Genomic DNA, 18534 nt, shown 5'->3' with positions numbered 1-18534 from the left:
GAGGTCCCGGGATCGATTCCCGGTCGGGGCTCTCTCATTAATTCATGCGAGAGCACGTATTAATGATGTGGCGGTGTAGCTCAGCTGGTTAGAGCGCACGACTCATAATCGTGAGGTCGACGGATCGAGCCCGTCCACCGCTACGCCCCGATAGCTCAGTGGTAGAGCGCCATCTTGGTAAGATGGAGGTCCCGGGATCGATTCCCGGTCGGGGCTCAGATAAGCCTGTCTCTTCGGAGGCAGGCTTTTTTGTTTGCCAATTTTCTCTGCCTATTTTCTTTGCCTGAAGCCCGGTCTGCATGCGCTCAGCGCACGGCTCGATACCGGGCATAGCGAAGCCCCCGAGAAAAATACTCGGGGGCTTCGTCTTTATGCTCTGATCAAAGCGTTAGGAGGCGCGGCGTACCACCGGCAGCTGGGACAGTAGCTCGTAGGAGCGCAGGCGGTCCTCATGCTCCCACGCCTCGGTCATGACGATGAGCTCGTCAGCGCCCGTGCGCGCCACCAGGTCCTCAATACGAGCCTGCGCGGTGGCGGGGGAGCCTACGATTGCTTCGGCGGTCATGCGGTCAATGTGCATCTTCTCCGTGTCGGTCCAGACGGCGTCCATATCTTCCACGGGAGGTGCGAAAGACAGATTGCCGCGCACCACGCCCAGGAAATGCTGCTGCTGGCTCGTGTACAGGTAGCGTGCCCGCTTGTCGGTATCGGCGAGCATTGCGGTGGCACCCACCATGACGTAGGGCTGCTCCAGGTGCTCCGAGGGCTTGAAGTTTGCGCGGTAGGTGTCTACCGCCTCCTGCAGCATTGCGGGCGCAAAGTGCGAAGCGAACGCGTAGGGCAGGCCCAGCTGTGCGGCAAGCTGCGCACCGAACAGGGAAGAACCCAGAATGTACAGGGGCACCTTCGAGCCCTGGCCGGGAATGGCGTGCACGCGGTGCATGGGGGAGGGCTCACCCAGGAAGCGCTGCAGCTGCTGCACCTCGGCGGGGAAGCTCATGGCGGCAGAATCGTCGCGGCGCAGAGCGGCGGCGGTCATCGGGTCGGTGCCGGGCGCACGACCCACACCCAGGTCAATACGACCGGGGTGGAATGCGTTGAGGGTACCGAACTGCTCCGCCACCACGTAGGGTGCATGGTTGGGGAGCATAATGCCGCCTGAACCCACGCGAATACGCTCGGTTGCGGCGGCGATCTCCGCCATGACCACGACGGTCGCTGAGGACAGCAGGGAGCCGGCATTGTGGTGTTCGGCGACCCAGAAACGCTCGTAGCCGTAGGACTCAGCCGCGCGGGCGGCATCGATGGTGTTGAGCATGGTCTGGTGCTGGCTCTGGTCGGGGCGGTGCGGCATCAGGTCAAGCACCGAAATTTTTACGTTGGAAGACACAATTTTTCCTTCTTGATTGATTGCAGGTACCCGTCCAGCCTACGCCTGCTTGGGCTGGATGGGTAGGGGCCTTCGCTAGCAGGTAAAAATGCGACGAAATACTGCACGCCTGCACGCTGGTTGCCTGCACGCCGGTTACCTGTACAGTGGTCTGTCCACTCTGTGCGTTTGAGCTGAACACTGTGCACAAGAACGGTAGACTGAAACCATGAGCATTAACCCTGAGATTGTGGGCAGGGTCTACCCGTCCGAGAACACCTACGTTGTCGGCCGCGAAAAGATCCGCGAATTTGCCCGAGCAGTTCACGCAGAAAACCCCCTCCACCACGACGTTGAGGCAGCCCGCGCGGCAGGGTACGCAGATGTGATTGCCCCGCCGACCTTCGCCATTATCCTGGCGCAGGCAGCTGACGCGGCACTCATCAACGACGATTCCGCCGGTATTGATTTCTCCCGCGTGGTGCACGCCGACCAGCGCTTCACCCACCACCGCCCCATCGTTGCCGGTGATGAGCTGCGCACCGAAGTTCACGTGGACTCCGTGCGCGTGATGGGTGCTGGCGCAATGCTGACCACCCGTGAAGAAATCGTTGACGCGCAGGGCGAGCCGGTCACCACCTGCATTTCTTCCCTGCTGGTTCGTGCTGAGGGGGAAAACTAATGGTGCGTTTTGTAGATCTTGAAAAGGGCCAGGAAATCGGTTCGCGTACCGTGGAGCTCTCCCGCGCTTCGCTGGTGCGTTACGCTGGCGCATCCGGTGACTTCAACCCGATTCACTGGAACGAGCGTTTTGCTCAGTCGGTGGGCCTGTCCGGCGTGATTGCTCACGGCATGCTGACCATGGGTACCGCCGTGCAGCTCGTGAGCGACTGGGCGGGCGACCCCGGCGCAATCGTGGACTACCAGACTCGATTCACCAAGCCCGTTCCCGTGGCGGATGCGCCCGGCGGCGAAAACCCCGACACCCCCACGAACGCCCTGACCATCAGCGGTAAGGTGGGTGCCCTGAATGAGGAGGAGCGCACCGCCCGCATTGACCTGACCGTCACCGCTCGTGACGAGGAAGGCAAGGAGCAGAAGGTTCTGATGAAGAGTCAGGCTGTGGTTCGTCTCTCGGTATAGAGTTTCTGTGCTTGCAGATAGCCGTGTGAAAGCAACTATGTGAAGGCCCCGGCGCTACCCGATGCGGTGGTGCCGGGGTTTTTGCATGCTCGGCTGCGCGCTCGCCGGTGCAGGTGGTGGCGCTTCTTTCTGCGGGAGGCGCGCCGGAAAATGAAGGCAAAATCACCATAAGGTTTTTGTGACTTTAACGCGTGGCGGGTGTTGACCCCGCACAACGACCGGTATTCTTAACCTATGACTGAAAAGCTGTTGAGCGAACTGACCACCGCCCAGGTAGGTGGCCCCGCTAAGACCTACGTCCGCGCCACCTCCGAAGCAGAAATTATCGAAGCAGTCTCCGCTGCAGACGCCGCAGGCGAACCCGTCCTCATCGTGGGCGGCGGCTCCAACCTGCTGGTTTCCGACGAAGGCTTCAACGGAACCGTCGTGCACATCGCCTCCGAAGGCGTAGAGGTCCTGCCCATCCCCGCATGCGGCGGCGCGAACGTGCGCGTGCAGGCGGGCACCATCTGGGACGATTTCGTGAAGCTCAGCATCGAGAACGAATGGGTTGGCCCCGCGGCTCTCTCCGGTATTCCCGGCACCGTGGGTGCAACCCCCGTGCAGAACGTCGGCGCATACGGCGTTGAGGTGGGCGAGTTCATCGCCTCCGTACGCACCTGGGACCGCGAAAAGAACACTCGGAAGACCTTCGCGAGCGCAGACCTGCGCTTCGGCTACCGCGACTCGGTGCTCAAGCGCGCAACCGTCAACGGCTCGCCCCGCTACGTGGTGCTGACTGTTGATTTCCAGTTCACCCTGGGCAGCCTGTCCTCCCCGATTCGTTACGCCGAGCTGGCGAAGAGCCTGGGTGTTGAGCCCGGTCAGCGCGCCGAATCCGCACTGGTACGCGAAAAGGTGCTTCAGTTGCGCGGCTCCAAGGGTATGGTGCTCAACCCCGAGGACCGTGACACCTTCTCCACGGGTTCCTTCTTCACCAACCCGATCGTTCCGCGTTCTACCCTGGAGTCCCTGCCGGAGGGCGCCCCGAACTTCCCGGTGGTCGTGAAGACTTCCCCGTTCACCGCGGGTGTCGAGGACCCTGATCACGTGAAGCTCTCGGCTGCTTGGCTGATTCAGCACGCCGGTTTCGAGAAGGGCTTCGGCCTGGAGGGTGAGTCTCGCGAGATTGCTCAGGGCCGTGCAAGCCTGTCGACCAAGCACACCCTGGCGATTACGAACCGCGGCGGCGCATCCGCTGAGGACATCTTCGCTATTGCCCGCGCTGTGCGCGACGGCGTGCGTGAACGTTTTGGCGTGACCCTGGTTCCTGAGCCTGTCGTGGTCAACGGCGAAATCTAAACGCTTAACTTCTCGCCTCTCGTAGCGCTAGGACGCATAGAATAAACGCTTCAGAATAAACGCTTCGGGCGGTCTCTGTATCAGAGGCCGCCCGAAGCGTTGTATTGACTCGCTGAGCTAGTGGCGAGGTGAGGAGATGCGCACCTGCCCCGGCAGGTAGGGCCTGCGCTTGGGCGCTGTGCGCGTTGCCGCAAGGGGAGCGGCGGGCAGGGGCTCCATCAGTACCTGAACCGCCAGGGGAAGCTTCTGCGGTGGGCTGGGGGCGTGGAAAATCGGCTTATGGCGCGTGGGTCGGTACGGGTAGTATTCCGCATCCTCGCTGTGGGACCAGACAAGGTTGCCGAACTCGCCGGGAACGGGGGAGAGCACGTTGGCGTAGTAGGTGCGCGTCTGCAGGTCGGCACGCTCGGAGGCGCCGGTAGTGGTGCCGGTGGATACGCCGCTGGGTACGCGGTCCTGTTCGATGATGAGGGCGCGGACCATGCCTCCTACGGTGCTGATCGCGTTTACGTGTAGGGCGAGCAGATCCCCGTCCTTGTGGTCGACCTGTACCTGCCCGTCCGCGAGGATTTGGGTGCCCATTGTGATGCTGCTGGCGATTCCTTCGCAGAGGGCGCGGATGAGCGCCATGCGTGCAGGGTAGAGGTCTGCGATATCCCAGCCGATGAGGGCGGGGGCGGCGGAATTGCCTGCGTATTCCTCGCAGGATTCGTAGGCTGCGACGTCCACGTAGCCGCGGGCGATGGGCTCGCGGTCGTAGGGGCGGCCGTCGCGCTGCTCCCAGAAGCTGAGGGCGGTTGCGGTGAAGACAGCCTGACCGTCGCGTACGGCGACGCTGAGCGTAAAGTCCTGTGGGTAGCCATTTTTGGTGCGCGGGCGCAGGGTGATTGCGCGGGTGTATTCGTTGAATTCCTCGGGCCAGTCCAGGTAGTAGCTCATTTTTGCCCCGTCGCCACGGTGCACGGTGAGTTCGCCCGGCAGTAGCATGGCTTCGGGCACGCCGCCGGCACGTTCGGTGGCGTAGTGTTCGCTCACGGGCCAGGGGCTGAACTCTGTGCGGTAGGGACTGGAGAGGAAGGAATCGAGCATAGAACGTATCCTCTCATAGTTTGGGGTTGTGGTGCATGGATAGGAGGCTTGAATGACAAATGAGCTGTCCCTTCTGATGGCTCGGATAGAGTGTTCAGGAGGGACAGCCCATTATGTAGGCTGGGCGGCTCGTTAGAGGGATTCGCCGCGGCGTTCAGGCAGCAGGAACACGGTGGTTGCCGCTACCAGGAACGCGGTGGAGAAGAGCGTAAAGAGCAGCGGGGTTCCACCAAATGCGACCAGCGGCGGCACAATGAGCGGCGCCGCGATGGAGGCGATACGGCCGATACCGGCGGCGGCACCGGTGCCGGTTCCGCGCAGGTGGGTCGGGAAGATCTCCGGGCTCAGGGCGTAGAGGGCGCCCCACGCGCCGAGGTTGAAGAAGGAGAGCATGCAACCGGCGAGGATAATGAATACCTCGGAGTGCGCCATGCCGTAGCCAGCTGCCGCCAGTGCGGAGCCGAGAAGGAAGGTCGCCAGGGTTGCGCGTCGGCCCCACTTTTCGATGAGATAGGCGGCGACCGCGTAGCCGGGCAGCTGGGCGAGGGTCATGATGAGGGTGAATGCGAAGGACTTCACGAGGCTGAAGCCCTGGGCGTTCAGCAGCGCCGGAATCCAGATGAACGCGCCGTAGTAGGAGAGGTTGATGCAGAACCAGATGACGCACAGGGCGATGGTCTTGCGGCGCTGACCGGCAGCCCAGATGGAGTGAATCTTCGCGGATTCTGCGTTGTCGGCACTTTCTGCGGCACCGTGTGCGGAAGCGTCTTCGGTCTGCTTCTTACCGGCTTGGGAGAAGAGCGCGGGAGAGGCCTCGAAACGTTCGACTACTTGGCGTGCCTGATCGTGCTTGCCGACCGACTCGAGGAAGCGCACCGACTCGGGGGTTCCCATACGGATTACGAGCGAGTAGATGGCGGGAATCAGACCGATGGCAAGTGCCCAGCGCCAGCCGTTTGCCTGCGGAACGATGAAGGTACCGATGAGAGCGGCGAGGATCCAGCCCAGAGCCCAGAAAGCCTCCAGCGCGACCACGACGCGGCCACGGATAGCGCGAGGCGAGAACTCAGAAATCAGGGTGGATGCCACGGGAAGTTCCGCGCCCAGACCCAGACCGACCAGGAAACGGAAGACAAGCAGCACGCCCAGGGAGGTTGCCAGGGCGGAAGCGCCGGTCGCCAGACCGTAAATCAGCAGGGTGAGTGCGAAGATGTAGCGGCGGCCGAGCTTATCGGCGAGTAGGCCGCCGAAGGTTGCGCCGAGCGCCATGCCGACGAATCCGATGGAACCGAGCCAGGAGGCTTCGGTGGGGCTCAGATGCCATTCCTTGATGAGGGCCGCCATGACGAAGGAGATGAGACCTACGTCCATGGCGTCGAGTGCCCAGCCGAGACCCGAGATACCCAGGAGCTTGCCGTGGGCGAGGGTGAAGGGCAGGTTTTCGAGGCGTTCGTTGAGGGTTGGTGCGGCGTTGCGTTCAGCAGCGGGTGCAGAGGTACCAGCGGGTGCAACAGCGTTGGTGCGGGATGAGTCCGTTGATACGGGACGAGGGGAGGACACGGTAGTGGGTCGCTTCCTTAGTGTTTAGGCGTAGTGCCGGGCGAATTGTTCCCTTACAGTGTATAAAGGTACTTTCGACTTGAACACTATCGAAACGAAAAAATTTTGAAGATGACGGAAAAATCTCAACATGAAGAAATCTTTCACAGCCGCCGCCCAGCGGTAGGTGCTATTCTCTAACCACCGCCGCCCGGTGAAACTCACCTACGGCACGTTTGGAAGGACCACCCCTGAAAACCATTGAAGATGAAGTCAAAGAAAGCGAGACCAGCCGCTTTCACCGCTGGCTCGAAGCCCGCAAGGAGCGCATGCACGCGCATCCGGTCATGCGTCATCTCTACAAGCCCCTCGTCATCGGCGTGGGCGCCTTCTGCTTTATCGCCGGACTGATTATGCTCGTCACCCCCGGCCCCGGCTGGCTGTTCATCTTCATAGGCCTGGGCATTTGGGGTACCGAATTCACCTGGGCACGCCGCGCCAATATTTTCATGAAGCACGTGGTGCTCACCGCCTGGTACCGCTACCGCGCCTGGAGACAGCAGCGTAAGGAACGCAAAGCCGCCGCAAACCAGCGCTAAACTAGCTCACGCTAACCCGGCCAGCGCTAACCCCACACGCGCTATACGCAGGCACAAAAAGCCCTCGCTCCCATCCGAAAAGAATGGTAGCGAGGGCTTTTATATAGCTTGTCAGTGAGCTTTAGAGCTTGCCAACAGCAATCTGCAGCATACGGCGAATCGGCTCAGCAGCACCCCACAGCAGCTGGTCACCCACGGTGAACGCGCTAATGTACTCGGGGCCCATCGCGAGCTTACGCACGCGACCAACCGGAATTTCCAGAGAGCCGGAAGCAGCCACGGGGGTCAGCTGCTCCATAGACGCCTCACGCTCGTTCGGCACGAAGCGAACCCAGGGGTTGTCCTCAGCGATGATGCGCTCGATCTCCTCGATCGGCAGGTCCTTCTTAAGCTTGATGGTCAGCGCCTGAGAGTGCGAGCGCATCGCAGCGATGCGGACACACAGACCGTCCATGGTGATCTTATCGTCTTCGGAGCGGCCCAGGATCTTGTTGGTCTCAACCTCAGCCTTCCACTCTTCGCGGGACTGACCGTTGCCCAGGTCAGAGTCGATCCAGGGAATTAGGGAGCCGGCGAGCGGCACACCGAACTGGGAAGAATCCAGCTCACCGGAGCGCTGCTTAGCAAGGATCTTGCGGTCGATGTCCAGAATTGCGGATGCGGGGTCGTTCAGCTCCTCGGAGACCTCGTTGCCCAGGTCGCGGAACTGTGCGAGCACCTCGCGCATGTGGCGGGCACCGCCGCCAGATGCAGCCTGGTAGGTCATGGAGGTAGCCCACTCGACCAGGTCGTTCTTGAAGAGGCCGCCCAGACCCATCAGCAGGCAGGAGACGGTGCAGTTACCGCCGACGAAGTCCTTCACGCCGGATGCCAGGCCGCGGTCGATGACGTCGCGGTTGATGGGGTCCAGCACGATGATGGAGTTATCGTTCATGCGCAGGGTGGAAGCGGCGTCAATCCACAGACCGTCCCAGCCTGCTGCACGCAGCTTCGGGTGCACAGCCTCGGTGTAGCCACCGCCCTGAGCGGTCACAATAATCGAGTGCTTACGCAGCTCATCAATGTCGTATGCGTCCTTCAGCTCGGACGGCTCAATTACGCCGTCGAAGGTGGGCGCAGCGCCACCAACATTAGAGGTAGTGAAGAAGACGGGGGTAATGCCCTCGAAGTCGCCTTCCTCAACCATGCGCTTCATGAGGACGGAGCCCACCATGCCGCGCCAGCCAACAAAACCTACAGAGTCACCGGGATTAAAGTTCATGGTTCCCAGTGTACTCTCAGGCTGGCGGGTGCGGACTAACACCGTACAAAAAATTTGATATTCGGAACGGAATACCGTGTGAAGAGGCGGGGTTTATTACCGGGGCACCGGGAGGCGCATTAAACACTCAAGCCCGCGATACTCCGGGTGGAGCAGCCGCAGGCTTGAAATGCATGTCTATATCAGCGAGTGAATGAGGGAATCTTGAACTAGATACGTTCGAGCCGCTGGAACGAGAAGTACATGGGGTTCTTCGTGCCCGACTCATCGAGCAGGTAGCCCTTCTCGCTATTCTCCCAAGCACTCTCGGAGGTGACCCGCCAGCATCCGTTCGGTAAGCCGCCTTCGTAGCTACCCGCAGAATCTGCAAGCTGCAGTTCGGGCGCTCGCGTATCGCCGGTAATCTCGTTACCTTCCTGGCAGTAGAAGAGGGTCCGTTCCACCGTCTTCACCCGACCGAAAGCGGGCAGGTTGGTGCGGGAGAGCGCCTCCGCGTACACGGAGCCGCCGCCAAGAATCCAGGCGTCGACTGCGGGGGTATCCGCGGTAACGGTATCCGCGGGGGTATCCTCAACCGGCGCGCCCACGGCGTCACGAGCCGCGTACAGCGCCGCATCCAGCGAAGGAACCCACAGGGCGCCATCACGCTCTTGCGCCTCGGCCACAGAACGGCTAATCACAATATTCGTACGGCCCGGCAGAGGGCGAAAACGCGGCGGGAAGGACTCCCACGTGCGGCGACCCATAATCACCGGAGCACCCAGCGTCACCTTCTTGAAATGCACCAAATCCTCCGGGGCGCGCCAGGGCATATCCCCGTCACGACCAATGATGCCGGCATCGGTTTGAGCCCAAATAGCACCCAGACGATACATCATGCCTCCTAGAACTACCTACAGTTAGACCGCAATCGGTGCGGCAATACCGGGGTGGTGCTTATAATCCACCAGCTCAAAGTCTTCATACTCGTAATCGAAGATAGAAGGCTTCTTGGTCTTAATAACCAGCTTCGGGTACGGGTAGGGTTCGCGCGGCGGGTAGGGGTTACCCTCCGGGTCGGTGCCGTAGCCCAGCTGCTTCTTCACCTGCTCCAGGTGGTTCGAGTAGATGTGGCAGACGCCGCCGGTCCAGATGAACTCGCCCGGCACCATGCCGACCTCTTCAGCAATCAGGTAGGTCAGCAATGCATACGAGGCGATGTTGAAGGGCACGCCCAGGAACATGTCGGCACTACGCTGGTACAGCTGGCAGGACAGCTCCTTCACACCGTCCGGACGCTCGTACACGTAGAACTGGAACAGCGCGTGGCAGGGCGGAAGCGCCATGCTATCCACCTCGGCGGGGTTCCACGCCGAAACAATATGACGGCGCGAACTCGGGTTATTCTTCAACGAATCGATAACCTTCGCAATCTGGTCAATCGTGCCGCCATCGGGGGTCGGCCACGAACGCCACTGCACGCCGTACACCGGGCCCAAATCGCCGTTCTCATCAGCCCACTCATCCCAAATGGTCACGCCGCGCTCCTGCAACCAGCGCACATTCGACGAACCGCGCAAGAACCACAGCAGCTCAATAGCAACCGACTTGAAGTGCACACGCTTGGTGGTAATCAGCGGGAACGACTCACGCAGATCAAAACGCATCTGACGGCCGAAAACACCGAAGGTGCCGGTGCCGGTACGGTCGGAACGCTGCGCATCCGCCGTAATGGCGTCCTTGTTCTCCTCGAGGATTTCGCGCAGAAGATCTTCATAGGGCGTGGGGATTGCGTGAGTCATAAGAAAAACCTTGAATCCTGTCAGTAGACGTGAGAGACGGCAAAGAAGCAACCGCCCCTCTATTGTACAACCCGCAAACGGGGTGCAGGTAGAGCAAACGCGCTGAGCATAAAGCCCAGCGCGCTCGCCGTTAGAAGATAAAAGATATGGATGCTAGTCCAGTGCCGCGCGTACACGCTCCACCGAGACAATACGCGGGTCATCGCCCTCGGTCACCTGCAGGACCAGGGCATCGCCGGGCTCCAGGTACGGGTCCTCAGTCGGAAGGACCTCCGCGGAACCCTCAAACAGGTACTCGCGCAGAACATCCATCACCTGCGGCAGTACCGGGCGGTGGGTGCACAGCAGGGATGAAGAATCCTTATCGAACAGCGAAGCCACCACGCGGGCAGTACGCGCCGGGTGACGCTGAGCCCCAGCCTCCGACAGGGACTTCTTCTCCTTTACCGAAACACCGTAATCCACCGAATACGGGGTCACGGTCTGAACGCAACGCAGCCACGGGGAAGAAATAATGCGGCTCGGAGCCCACGCCGCAAAGAGACGGCTAGAAGCCAGCGCCTGACGCTTACCGGTAGCCGCGAGCGGACGGTCATCCTCAGCGGCAGCCCAGTTTGAACGCGGCTTAGCCTTCGCGTGGCGGGCAATCAGCACCGGGCGGGTGCGCAGCGCATCCGCCTCAGCCAGAGCCTCCAGGGATTCCAGGGGTGCCAGGTCATCCTGGTTAGTCAGCAGCGCGCGAGCCACATCGGTGGTCACCCAGCGCAGCTCATCCACTTCACCCTCATCCGCCAGGGCGCGGGCACCGTCGGGCAGTTCAGCAGCCCAGTAGAAAACATCCTTCGGACGGCCACCCACCGGGTAGGAAGTCACAGCCAGGGGCACACCCAGAACAACCTGCAGACCGACCTCTTCGCGAATCTCACGAATAGCGGTCTCAGCAAGGGACTCGCCCGGATCCTGCTTGCCCTTAGGCCAGGACCAGTCGTCATAACGAGGGCGGTGAATGATCAGGACCTCAAGCGCACCATCGCGCATACGCCAAATCAGTGCGCCAGAAGCAACAATATCCGCAGTGTTCGCGGGGGCGCGGTCAATGCTGTTGACCGCGTCAAAACGTCGTGCCGAGTAGTAGATGGAGGGGGAATCCAGCGGTGCCATATCTCTCTCTGATCCTCTTCGCTAGGCTGCGCACAATGCCAACGGGCACCATGCTCCGCGTCTAATTGTAGGGGAGAGAAGCGTCAAGTTGTAATCTCAACGTAACCTGTTGTTCACTTTTGCGCTAAGTGCACTAGTCCGCCCCAAGATTTTGCACGACACGCGGCAAACCCCGCCTGCCCCACGCCATAAAGCGCGAGAACAGACGGGGTTCACAACCAGAAATCACCGGTAGGTCAGCGGTACTTCCTTAGACCTTATCCACCACGTTCTTACGGGAACGCGAGCTCAGGTAGTACGACTGCACATCCTGCAGCGGGTTGCCCTGATCGTCGGTGTCGTGGCGGGTCCAGTTACCCTCAGAATCCAGGTGCCAAGTACGCGAAGAATCACTCATGTAGATGGTGAACATATCACGCAGATACTTCACGTGGCGCGGATCCTTCACCGGTACCAGAGCCTCAATACGGCGGTCAAGGTTACGGTGCATCATGTCGGCAGAGCCAATGTAGACAATCGGATCGCCACCATTCTCAAAAGCAAACACGCGCGAGTGCTCCAAGAAACGACCCAGCACAGAACGGACGCGAATATTCTCGCTCAGACCCTTAACGCCCGGGCGTAGAGCGCAAATACCGCGAACCACCACATCCACCGGCACACCAGCCTGCGATGCGCGGTACAGCGAATCGATGATGGCCTCATCCACCATGGAATTGCACTTGAACTGAATCTTCGCAGGGCGGCCAGCCTTGTGGTTCTCAATCTCCTGATCAATGCACTCAATCAGGCCGCTACGCAGAGTACGCGGCGCCACCAGCAGCGACTGGTAGTTAGTCTTCGGTGCGTAACCAGACAGCTGGTTGAACAGGCGGGAGACATCCTCACAAATCTGCTCGTCACAGGTAATCAGACCCAAATCCTCGTAGAAACGAGCGGTCGACGGGTGGTAGTTACCGGTACCAATATGAGCGTAACGACGCAGGTGGTTACCCTCGCGGCGCACCACCAGCGACAGCTTGCAGTGAGTCTTCAAACCCACGATGCCGTACACCACGTGCACGCCAGCGCGCTCCAGCTTACGAGCCCAGGAGATGTTGGCTTCCTCATCAAAACGAGCCTTAATCTCCACCAGCGCCACAACCTGCTTGCCAGCCTCAGCCGCCTCAATCAGCGCATCCACGATGGGGGAGTCGCCACTGGTACGGTACAGGGTCTGCTTAATCGCCTGAACACGCGGGTCGGCGGCAGCCTGCGCCAAGAACGCCTGCACACTGGTTGCGAAGGAGTCGTACGGGTGGTGCAGCAGCACGTCGTGGTCGCGGGCGGCAGCGAACACATCCGCAGCCTTCGCGGTCTCGGTGGCGTTGAGCCAACGGGAAGTGTGCGCAATGTGCTTGGGGTAGTGCAGCGCCGGACGGTTCGCACGAATAATCGCACTCATACCGCGCAAATCCAGCGGGGCCGGCAGACGGTACACCTCAGACTCGTTGATGTTCAGCTCAGAAATCAGCAGATCCAGGATGGTCGGGTTGATGGTGTCCTCAACCTCCAGACGGACCGGGGGGCCGAAACGACGGCGCAGAAGCTCCTTCTCCAGGGCCTTTAGCAGGTTCTCTGCGTCGTCCTCTTCCACCTCAAGATCCTCATTACGGGTCACGCGGAAGACGTGATGCTCCACAACCTCCATACCCGGGAAGAGGGTGTCCAAGTGCTCAGCAATGATGTCTTCGAGCGCAATGTAGCGGCTCTCACGGCCCGCAGTGTTGGCAGCACGGGAACCGTCCACAGAGACCATACGGTCCAGCTGATCGGGCACCTTCACGCGAGCAAACAGCTCCTTGCCGGTCTGCGGGTTACGCACCAGCACCGCAAGGTTCAGCGACAGACCCGAAATGTACGGGAAGGGGTGCGCCGGGTCAACAGCCAGAGGAGTCAGAATCGGGAAAATATCGCGCATGAACTCCTCGCGCAGACGCTGCTTAGCGTCCGCATCCAGGTCGTTCCAACCCACAATGCGGATGTTCTGCTCCTCCAGAGCCGGAAGAACCTGGTTTTGGAACACATCAGCGTGGCGAGTCTGCAACTGGTGAGCGCGCTCAGCAATCTCTTCCATCTGCTCTTCGGGGCTCAGACCTGCTGCCGAAGGCACCGCCAGACCGGTCGCAATGCGGCGCTTCAGACCCGCCACACGCACCATGAAGAACTCATCCAGGTTAGACGCCACAATCGACAGGAAGTTCAGACGTTCCAGCAGGAACAGGTTCGGGTCCTCCGCCAGCTCCAGCACGCGGGTGTTGAAGTCCAGCCAGCTGCTCTCACGGTCGAAGAAACGCTCCGGGCCGAATTCCTCTTCCAGACTGAAGTAGGAGCGCTTCTCGCCCTTCTCAATGCGGTCGCCGCGAGACTCGGCACGCTCAATCTTCGAAATATCGTGGCCGATATGAATGACACCGGTCATGGGTGCCGGCTCAGACGGCTTAGGCTTAGGCGCCTTATTCAGGCCATTGGGGGCGGGTACCATACTGTACTTGCCTTTCTGATCGGGGATAAGTCGTGAAGAAGCACGCCAACTGTGGCGCACCAAAAACTAGGCGGCAGGCGCGTCCTGCTGGGCGGGGGCGTACATGCGGTCAACCGTCGCCACGCCGAAACCCAACGAAGTGTAGAGGGAATATGCGGTGGTGTTATCGGCGTCCACGTACAGGTCGATGGCGCGCAACGGCTCGCCGTTCTCGTCCTCAGCGCATGCCAGGTACGCCAGCGCGCGCAGGGTGAGGGTTCGGCCCAGGCCGCCTCCCTGCGCCTGCGGGTTCACGCCCACCACGTAAATCTCACCGGAGGGGGACAGCTCGCCCTGCTCCTGACCGGTCGGAATCTTCGTCCAGGTGAATGCCGCAATGGCGGAGTCATCATCCACCTCGGAGGCGATGAAGAAACCCTCAGGACGGAACCAGGGGGAGCCGGTGCGCTCGCGCAAATCGGCAAGGGTGAGCTTGCCCTGCTCCGGGTGATGCGCAAAAGCTGCGGCATTCACGCGCAACCAGGGGAACTCGTCCGCGCCGGTGAAGGTGCGCATCCGCAGGTTCTCCGGCAGAGTGCGCGCGTCAGAGCGTTCCACGAGCTCTTCGCGGGTCTGAGCGTCCAGGGGCAGAACCATCTTGTACAGCACGCGCACCGGCTCGAAGCCGTGCAGGGTCGCAAACGCGTGGGCGGGGCTTTCAATGCCGGTGTCGGTGGCGCTGCCGTGAACCCAGAGTCGGTATCGTACGGCGTCTTCACCCAGCTGACGGACGGCGTGGTCAAAGAATGCGCTGCCGGCGCCTCGTCCGCGGTATTCGGGGGCGACGGCTGCTTCAATCACGCCGGTATCTTCGTCGTTGGCGGGGGTGAGCGCAACGAAGACAGCGGCGAGGGCGCCGTCGTCCTCGGCGACAAAGAAACGCGGAGGGGTAAGGGTGCTTTCGCGCAACGCCTTGCTCAGCTCGATGCGGGTCTGCTCGGAGAACGCCGAAACACCATCGTGCTTAGCAACCGCCTGCGCAAAGGAATCGAATCGTTCCAGCAGCTCTTCGGTGAGCTGCGGTTCCGCGTAGACAAGGGAGCTTTCAGCGGGCAGGGTGGAGGGATTGGGTGTCTGACTGTGTACCATCATCGCCTTCTTTCGTAGCCTTCTGATTCAACTCTACCGGGGATAGTTGCTCTTTGAAGAGTTTGTTCTTCGTCCTGGGCGAATATGACAAGAACCGGAACATTTACACATTCTGGTACTCGGCTCAGCGGCGGGGCTACTTCATAACGGGTACACGAAAACAGAGGTTGGAGCCCCAAAATTTAGCGGGTGCTGTTGAAGGAATAGCCCACGTTACGCACGGTCGAAATCATCTGCTCGTATTCGGTACCGAGCTTGGAACGCAGACGACGCACGTGCACGTCCACGGTGCGGGTGCCGCCGTAGTAGGAGTCGTAACCCCACACCTCGGAGAGCAGCTGGGCTCGGGAGAAGACGCGTCCGGGGTGCTGAGCCATGAACTTGAGCAGTTCAAACTCTTTGAAGGTCAGATTCAGAGCGGTGCCGGAGAGGTGCGCCGAGTACGCCTGGGTGTCAATGACGAGGTTGCCCGCGCGCACGATGCGCTCTTCGGAGTTCTCTTCTTCTGCGGCTGCGTCGCTCTTGATGGCGAGGCGCAGGCGCGCATCCATTTCGGAGGGGGACGCCTGGTCAGAAACAATATCGTCAACCTGCCAGGAGGCAGCAACCGCCGCCATACCGCCTTCATTCAGGAGTGCGATGAGCGGCAACTGTACGCCGGCGGCGCGCAATAGCTGGGCGCATTGGCGTGCTTTGACGAGTGCGGTGCGGGCGTCGACCATGAGCAGGTCGAAAGCTTCAGATTCGAGGGTGGTGTGGGCAGTGTCGAGGGGGAAGACGTGTACCTTGTGGCTGAGGAGGCTCAGCGAGGGGATCATATCCTGCGCGGCGGTATCGCTCATAAGCGCAATACGGTACACCATCTCTCCTTTCCTGCATATTTCCCGTGTAAAACTTTTGGCTCTTTCTAGTGTACTCGCCCGGCTGTGATGCAGCAGTGGGAGCCAGCGCAGGCGGGGCGCAAATATCGTATTCCGGACTGTTCATATAGCCTTTTCAACCGATGACTGTGGGGTTTCTGAAGTACTGTTCCGGAACCGGCATCTGACTCGGTATAGGGTGGGTATAGCACCTGCACTCTGGCAGAGCATCCACTATGTTTCAGCCGTTGATTCTGCGCCCTTTCGGGGTGGGACTGTGGTAGGTTTAAAGCATGGAAAACAATCTTATGGCTCTTGAAGCTCTCTTCATGTCGCTGATGGCTATTATCTCCGTGTGCATCGGTATCGGTGCATTCGCAGTGTTGCGTGGCCTCTTCAGCGGTCAGAAGTAGTCTTCCCGCACAGAGCAGAAGCATCGCCCACACAGGGCTTTAGGCGGTCGTACGGTTCGTACCGCCTCGCCAATGACGGCGTGAACCCCCACCCGGTCCCCTCCGGTTGGGGGTTTTTCTTTATGCTGCCCGCCGTACCGTTTACTCTGCAGACGGCGGCGCTGCCCCGTGCCGTGAGCGAACGAACAGGCTACCGTTGTACGCACGGGTACTAAAATGGAAGGTATGGCTATTGAAATCCCTACCAACCTAACCCCTGAACTTGTTCCCTTCGCATGGCTGCTCGGCACCTGGGAAGGCACCGGAACCATGTGGTACGAAGGCCAGGAAAACACCCCCTTCGGCCAGATTATTACTTTTGAGCAGGATGGTCTGCCCTTCATCGAATACCGCGCTGAGTCTTTCCTGCTCGACGATGAGGGTCAGAAGCTGCGCCCCATCACCGTTGAAACCGGTTTCTGGCAGATTGACCGCCCCCTGACCGACGCTGACGGCGGCTTCGGCATTGTCCCCAAGGACGTTGTTCCCGCCTTCGCTGACGCGGCAAGCGTAGAGACTCTCCGCAACGCCGACGACGGCTTCTCCCTGCTGGCAACCATTGCGCACCCCGGCGGTATTAGCGAAAACTACGTGGGCATGGTCAAGGGCCCGGTCATTCGCATGCAGACCGGCAACCTGCTGCGCGATGATATTTCCCACGACTACGCCGGCTCCGTGCGCCTGTGGGGCCTGGTCAACGGCAACCTCATGTGGGACTGGGAGGTCGCAGACGCTGAGGGTAAGCTGCACAAGCACGCCTCCGCTGAACTGCGCAAGACCTCCTCGATGACCGGCGATTCCCTGGGCACTTCGATGTTCGGTTCCCTGGATGGCGAAGAGCCCACCGGCGAGCCCGGTTCCGAGCCCACCGCCTAATAACTAACTTGTGTCTGCCCCGCCGGTCGGCGGGGCAGACTCTTTGCGTGAAAGGTGCACCTTCCGTGACTGAATCTTCGCTTGAAGCGCCTCAGGCTGAGGCACCCCAGCCCGATGCCGCCCGCCCGGTGAGCCCCCTGCTGAGCCTACACGGCGCTTTTGCCGCCTCCGGGCTGGATGCCGGCGTCGCCGCACACTACGGCAACCCCATGCTGGAGCAGCGCGCCCTCAGCTTCGACCGCTCCGCCAGCGCGGACGAGCCGCTAGTGTTGGTGGACCGCTCCTCCCTGGGCGTAGTGCGTGTTGAGGGGCCGGACCGCCAGACCTGGCTGACTTCCATTGCCTCGCAGATTCTGACCGGCATGACCGCCGGGGAGAGCCGCGAGTTCCTGCTGCTTTCCCCTCAGGGCCGCGTGGAGTACGCACCCGCCGCAATTGAAGACGGCGAGGCGCTCTGGCTGATTGTGGAGGGCTACCAGGCTCAGCCGCTGACCGATTACCTAAACCACATGAAGTTCATGATGCGCGTTGAGGTGCAGAACCTCAGTGACGAGTATGCGGTACTGGAGAGCGCCCGCAACCCGATCCTGCAGGACGGCTCGGTACATCCTGCGCTCGCTGAGGGCAAGCCGCTGGTGTGGGAGGATCCCTGGCGCACTCCGGCACCGGGTAGCTACCGCTACGATGAGGCGGGCGACAATCACCCCGGCGCGGACTATGTGCGTTTCTTGAGCATTGTGCCGCGCTCTGTTCTGCCCACCCTGGCTGAATCTGCGGACGCGCGTTTTGCGGGTCTGTGGGCTGCGGAGGCTCTGCGTATTGAGGCGTGGCGCCCGCGCTACGGAACCGAGGCAGACGATAAGACGATCCCCCAGGAGCTGGATTACACCCGCACCGCGGTGCATTTTGATAAGGGCTGCTACAAGGGCCAGGAGACGGTGGCTCGCGTGCATAACCTGGGTCGCCCGCCGCGCCGCCTGGTGTTCTTGGATATCGACGGTTCGGAGCACACCCTACCCGCGGCAGGTAGCGAGCTGTTCGTGGAGGGCAAGTCCCGCCCGGTCGGTCGTATTACCTCGGTGGCGCTACATTATGAGGCGGGCCCGATTGCTCTGGCTGTGATTAAGCGCGGCGTTGACCCGCAGGCGCCTTTGCGTGCGGTTGATGGCGGCGATTTCCTGCCCGATGGTTCGCCGGCGCCGGCGACCGAGTACGCGGTGGCTCAGACGACGGTGGTTTCGCCGGAGTCCGGTGAGGTGGCGCGTCGTTCTTTGGCGGGTCAGGACTTCCTGAAGCGCTAGACGCTCCCGACCCAAAACCGCCTGAACTAGAACCCATCCCAACTAGAACCGCGGAGGCGGGCACCCGTTACGGGTGCCCGCCTCCGCGGTTTTAGTATGAGTGCTCAGCG

Annotated in this window: 16 protein-coding genes and 2 tRNA genes; 8 read left to right on the top strand and 10 right to left on the bottom strand. The window is 61.0% G+C overall.

What is annotated here, in order from left to right; genetic code table 11:
• Positions 1 to 69 precede the first annotated feature (69 nt).
• A tRNA-Met gene (locus HMPREF2836_RS07140) sits at positions 70 to 143 on the top strand.
• A gap of 1 nt (position 144) precedes the next feature.
• Positions 145 to 216: transfer RNA gene (locus HMPREF2836_RS07135), tRNA-Thr, on the top strand.
• 172 nt (positions 217 to 388) lie between these two features.
• Here HMPREF2836_RS07135 and HMPREF2836_RS07130 read toward each other — a convergent pair.
• A complete protein-coding gene (locus HMPREF2836_RS07130) occupies positions 389 to 1390 on the bottom strand; it encodes an LLM class flavin-dependent oxidoreductase (protein ID WP_070629948.1) in 1002 nt (333 codons plus the stop codon).
• Between the two features lie 208 nt (positions 1391 to 1598).
• Here HMPREF2836_RS07130 and HMPREF2836_RS07125 point away from each other — a divergent pair, with 208 nt between their 5' ends.
• From HMPREF2836_RS07125 to HMPREF2836_RS07115, 3 genes are all read left to right on the top strand, one after another.
• Complete coding sequence (locus HMPREF2836_RS07125; protein ID WP_070629947.1) at positions 1599 to 2051, top strand: MaoC family dehydratase N-terminal domain-containing protein; 453 nt, start codon at positions 1599 to 1601, stop codon at positions 2049 to 2051.
• A complete protein-coding gene (locus HMPREF2836_RS07120; protein WP_070615225.1) occupies positions 2051 to 2512 on the top strand; it encodes a MaoC family dehydratase in 462 nt (153 codons plus the stop codon). Before HMPREF2836_RS07125 ends, HMPREF2836_RS07120 begins: the two co-directional genes overlap by 1 nt.
• 234 nt (positions 2513 to 2746) lie before the next feature.
• Positions 2747 to 3853, top strand: a complete 1107-nt coding sequence (locus tag HMPREF2836_RS07115; protein WP_070629946.1) for a UDP-N-acetylmuramate dehydrogenase — start codon at positions 2747 to 2749, stop codon at positions 3851 to 3853.
• A gap of 117 nt (positions 3854 to 3970) precedes the next feature.
• On the opposite strand, the gene HMPREF2836_RS07110 is transcribed toward HMPREF2836_RS07115, so the two are convergent.
• Positions 3971 to 4942 (bottom strand): histidine kinase, encoded by a 972-nt coding sequence (locus HMPREF2836_RS07110; protein WP_070629945.1) that lies wholly within the window; start codon positions 4940 to 4942, stop codon positions 3971 to 3973.
• A 132-nt stretch (positions 4943 to 5074) separates the two neighbouring features.
• The gene (locus HMPREF2836_RS07105; RefSeq protein ID WP_070629944.1) at positions 5075 to 6502 is read right to left on the bottom strand and encodes an MFS transporter; all 1428 of its coding nucleotides are present in this window, start codon (positions 6500 to 6502) and stop codon (positions 5075 to 5077) included.
• A 308-nt stretch (positions 6503 to 6810) separates the two neighbouring features.
• Here HMPREF2836_RS07105 and HMPREF2836_RS07100 point away from each other — a divergent pair, with 308 nt between their 5' ends.
• Positions 6811 to 7080: a PGPGW domain-containing protein gene (locus tag HMPREF2836_RS07100; protein WP_246822844.1), complete on the top strand. Its 270-nt coding sequence runs from the start codon at positions 6811 to 6813 to the stop codon at positions 7078 to 7080.
• A 121-nt stretch (positions 7081 to 7201) separates the two neighbouring features.
• Here HMPREF2836_RS07100 and asd read toward each other — a convergent pair whose 3' ends face one another.
• The 7 genes from asd to HMPREF2836_RS07065 form a co-directional block, all read right to left on the bottom strand.
• Positions 7202 to 8341 carry an aspartate-semialdehyde dehydrogenase gene (gene asd / locus HMPREF2836_RS07095; protein ID WP_070629943.1) on the bottom strand — a complete coding sequence of 380 codons (1140 nt, stop codon included), beginning with the start codon at positions 8339 to 8341 and terminating at the stop codon, positions 7202 to 7204.
• A gap of 209 nt (positions 8342 to 8550) precedes the next feature.
• A complete protein-coding gene (locus HMPREF2836_RS07090) occupies positions 8551 to 9216 on the bottom strand; it encodes a dihydrofolate reductase (protein ID WP_070629942.1) in 666 nt (221 codons plus the stop codon).
• A 24-nt stretch (positions 9217 to 9240) separates the two neighbouring features.
• Positions 9241 to 10122: a thymidylate synthase gene (locus HMPREF2836_RS07085; RefSeq protein ID WP_070629941.1), complete on the bottom strand. Its 882-nt coding sequence runs from the start codon at positions 10120 to 10122 to the stop codon at positions 9241 to 9243.
• Between the two features lie 153 nt (positions 10123 to 10275).
• The gene (locus HMPREF2836_RS07080) at positions 10276 to 11283 is read right to left on the bottom strand and encodes an NUDIX hydrolase (RefSeq protein ID WP_070629940.1); all 1008 of its coding nucleotides are present in this window, start codon (positions 11281 to 11283) and stop codon (positions 10276 to 10278) included.
• A 250-nt stretch (positions 11284 to 11533) separates the two neighbouring features.
• Positions 11534 to 13807, bottom strand: a complete 2274-nt coding sequence (locus HMPREF2836_RS07075) for an RNA degradosome polyphosphate kinase (RefSeq protein ID WP_083309183.1) — start codon at positions 13805 to 13807, stop codon at positions 11534 to 11536.
• A gap of 66 nt (positions 13808 to 13873) precedes the next feature.
• Positions 13874 to 14938, bottom strand: a complete 1065-nt coding sequence (gene mshD, locus HMPREF2836_RS07070; RefSeq protein WP_083309182.1) for a mycothiol synthase — start codon at positions 14936 to 14938, stop codon at positions 13874 to 13876.
• A gap of 179 nt (positions 14939 to 15117) precedes the next feature.
• Entirely contained in the window at positions 15118 to 15795 is a 678-nt protein-coding gene (locus tag HMPREF2836_RS07065; RefSeq protein WP_080974862.1) for a winged helix-turn-helix transcriptional regulator, read from the bottom strand.
• Between the two features lie 638 nt (positions 15796 to 16433).
• Between HMPREF2836_RS07065 and HMPREF2836_RS07060 the strand changes: the two genes are divergently transcribed.
• Both HMPREF2836_RS07060 and HMPREF2836_RS07055 read left to right on the top strand, forming a co-directional pair.
• On the top strand, positions 16434 to 17123 hold the full coding sequence (locus HMPREF2836_RS07060; RefSeq protein ID WP_049347335.1) for a nitrobindin family protein: 690 nt from the start codon (positions 16434 to 16436) through the stop codon (positions 17121 to 17123).
• Positions 17124 to 17188: 65 nt separating this feature from the next.
• Entirely contained in the window at positions 17189 to 18424 is a 1236-nt protein-coding gene (locus HMPREF2836_RS07055; protein ID WP_070629939.1) for a CAF17-like 4Fe-4S cluster assembly/insertion protein YgfZ, read from the top strand.
• The last annotated feature ends 110 nt before the right edge of the window (positions 18425 to 18534 follow it).

The organism is Rothia sp. HMSC065C12 (assembly GCF_001812085.1).
GTDB classification, from domain to species: Bacteria; Actinomycetota; Actinomycetes; order Actinomycetales; family Micrococcaceae; genus Rothia; species Rothia mucilaginosa.
Note: the sequence above shows the minus strand (reverse complement) of the source record. Positions and strands in the feature narration are given on the sequence as shown.

Bases quoted from the DNA above. Each gene is read 5' to 3' on its own strand.
- HMPREF2836_RS07080 (WP_070629940.1), bottom strand. From the start codon at position 11,283: ATGGCACCGCTGGATTCCCCCTCCATCTACTACTCGGCACGACGTTTT.
- HMPREF2836_RS07075 (WP_083309183.1), bottom strand. From the start codon at position 13,807: ATGGTACCCGCCCCCAATGGCCTGAATAAGGCGCCTAAGCCTAAGCCG.
- HMPREF2836_RS07110 (WP_070629945.1), bottom strand. From the start codon at position 4,942: ATGCTCGATTCCTTCCTCTCCAGTCCCTACCGCACAGAGTTCAGCCCC.
- HMPREF2836_RS07085 (WP_070629941.1), bottom strand. From the start codon at position 10,122: ATGACTCACGCAATCCCCACGCCCTATGAAGATCTTCTGCGCGAAATC.
- mshD (WP_083309182.1), bottom strand. From the start codon at position 14,938: ATGATGGTACACAGTCAGACACCCAATCCCTCCACCCTGCCCGCTGAA.
- HMPREF2836_RS07100 (WP_246822844.1), top strand. From the start codon at position 6,811: ATGCACGCGCATCCGGTCATGCGTCATCTCTACAAGCCCCTCGTCATC.
- HMPREF2836_RS07120 (WP_070615225.1), top strand. From the start codon at position 2,051: ATGGTGCGTTTTGTAGATCTTGAAAAGGGCCAGGAAATCGGTTCGCGT.
- HMPREF2836_RS07125 (WP_070629947.1), top strand. From the start codon at position 1,599: ATGAGCATTAACCCTGAGATTGTGGGCAGGGTCTACCCGTCCGAGAAC.
- asd (WP_070629943.1), bottom strand. From the start codon at position 8,341: ATGAACTTTAATCCCGGTGACTCTGTAGGTTTTGTTGGCTGGCGCGGC.
- HMPREF2836_RS07060 (WP_049347335.1), top strand. From the start codon at position 16,434: ATGGCTATTGAAATCCCTACCAACCTAACCCCTGAACTTGTTCCCTTC.
- HMPREF2836_RS07090 (WP_070629942.1), bottom strand. From the start codon at position 9,216: ATGTATCGTCTGGGTGCTATTTGGGCTCAAACCGATGCCGGCATCATT.
- HMPREF2836_RS07115 (WP_070629946.1), top strand. From the start codon at position 2,747: ATGACTGAAAAGCTGTTGAGCGAACTGACCACCGCCCAGGTAGGTGGC.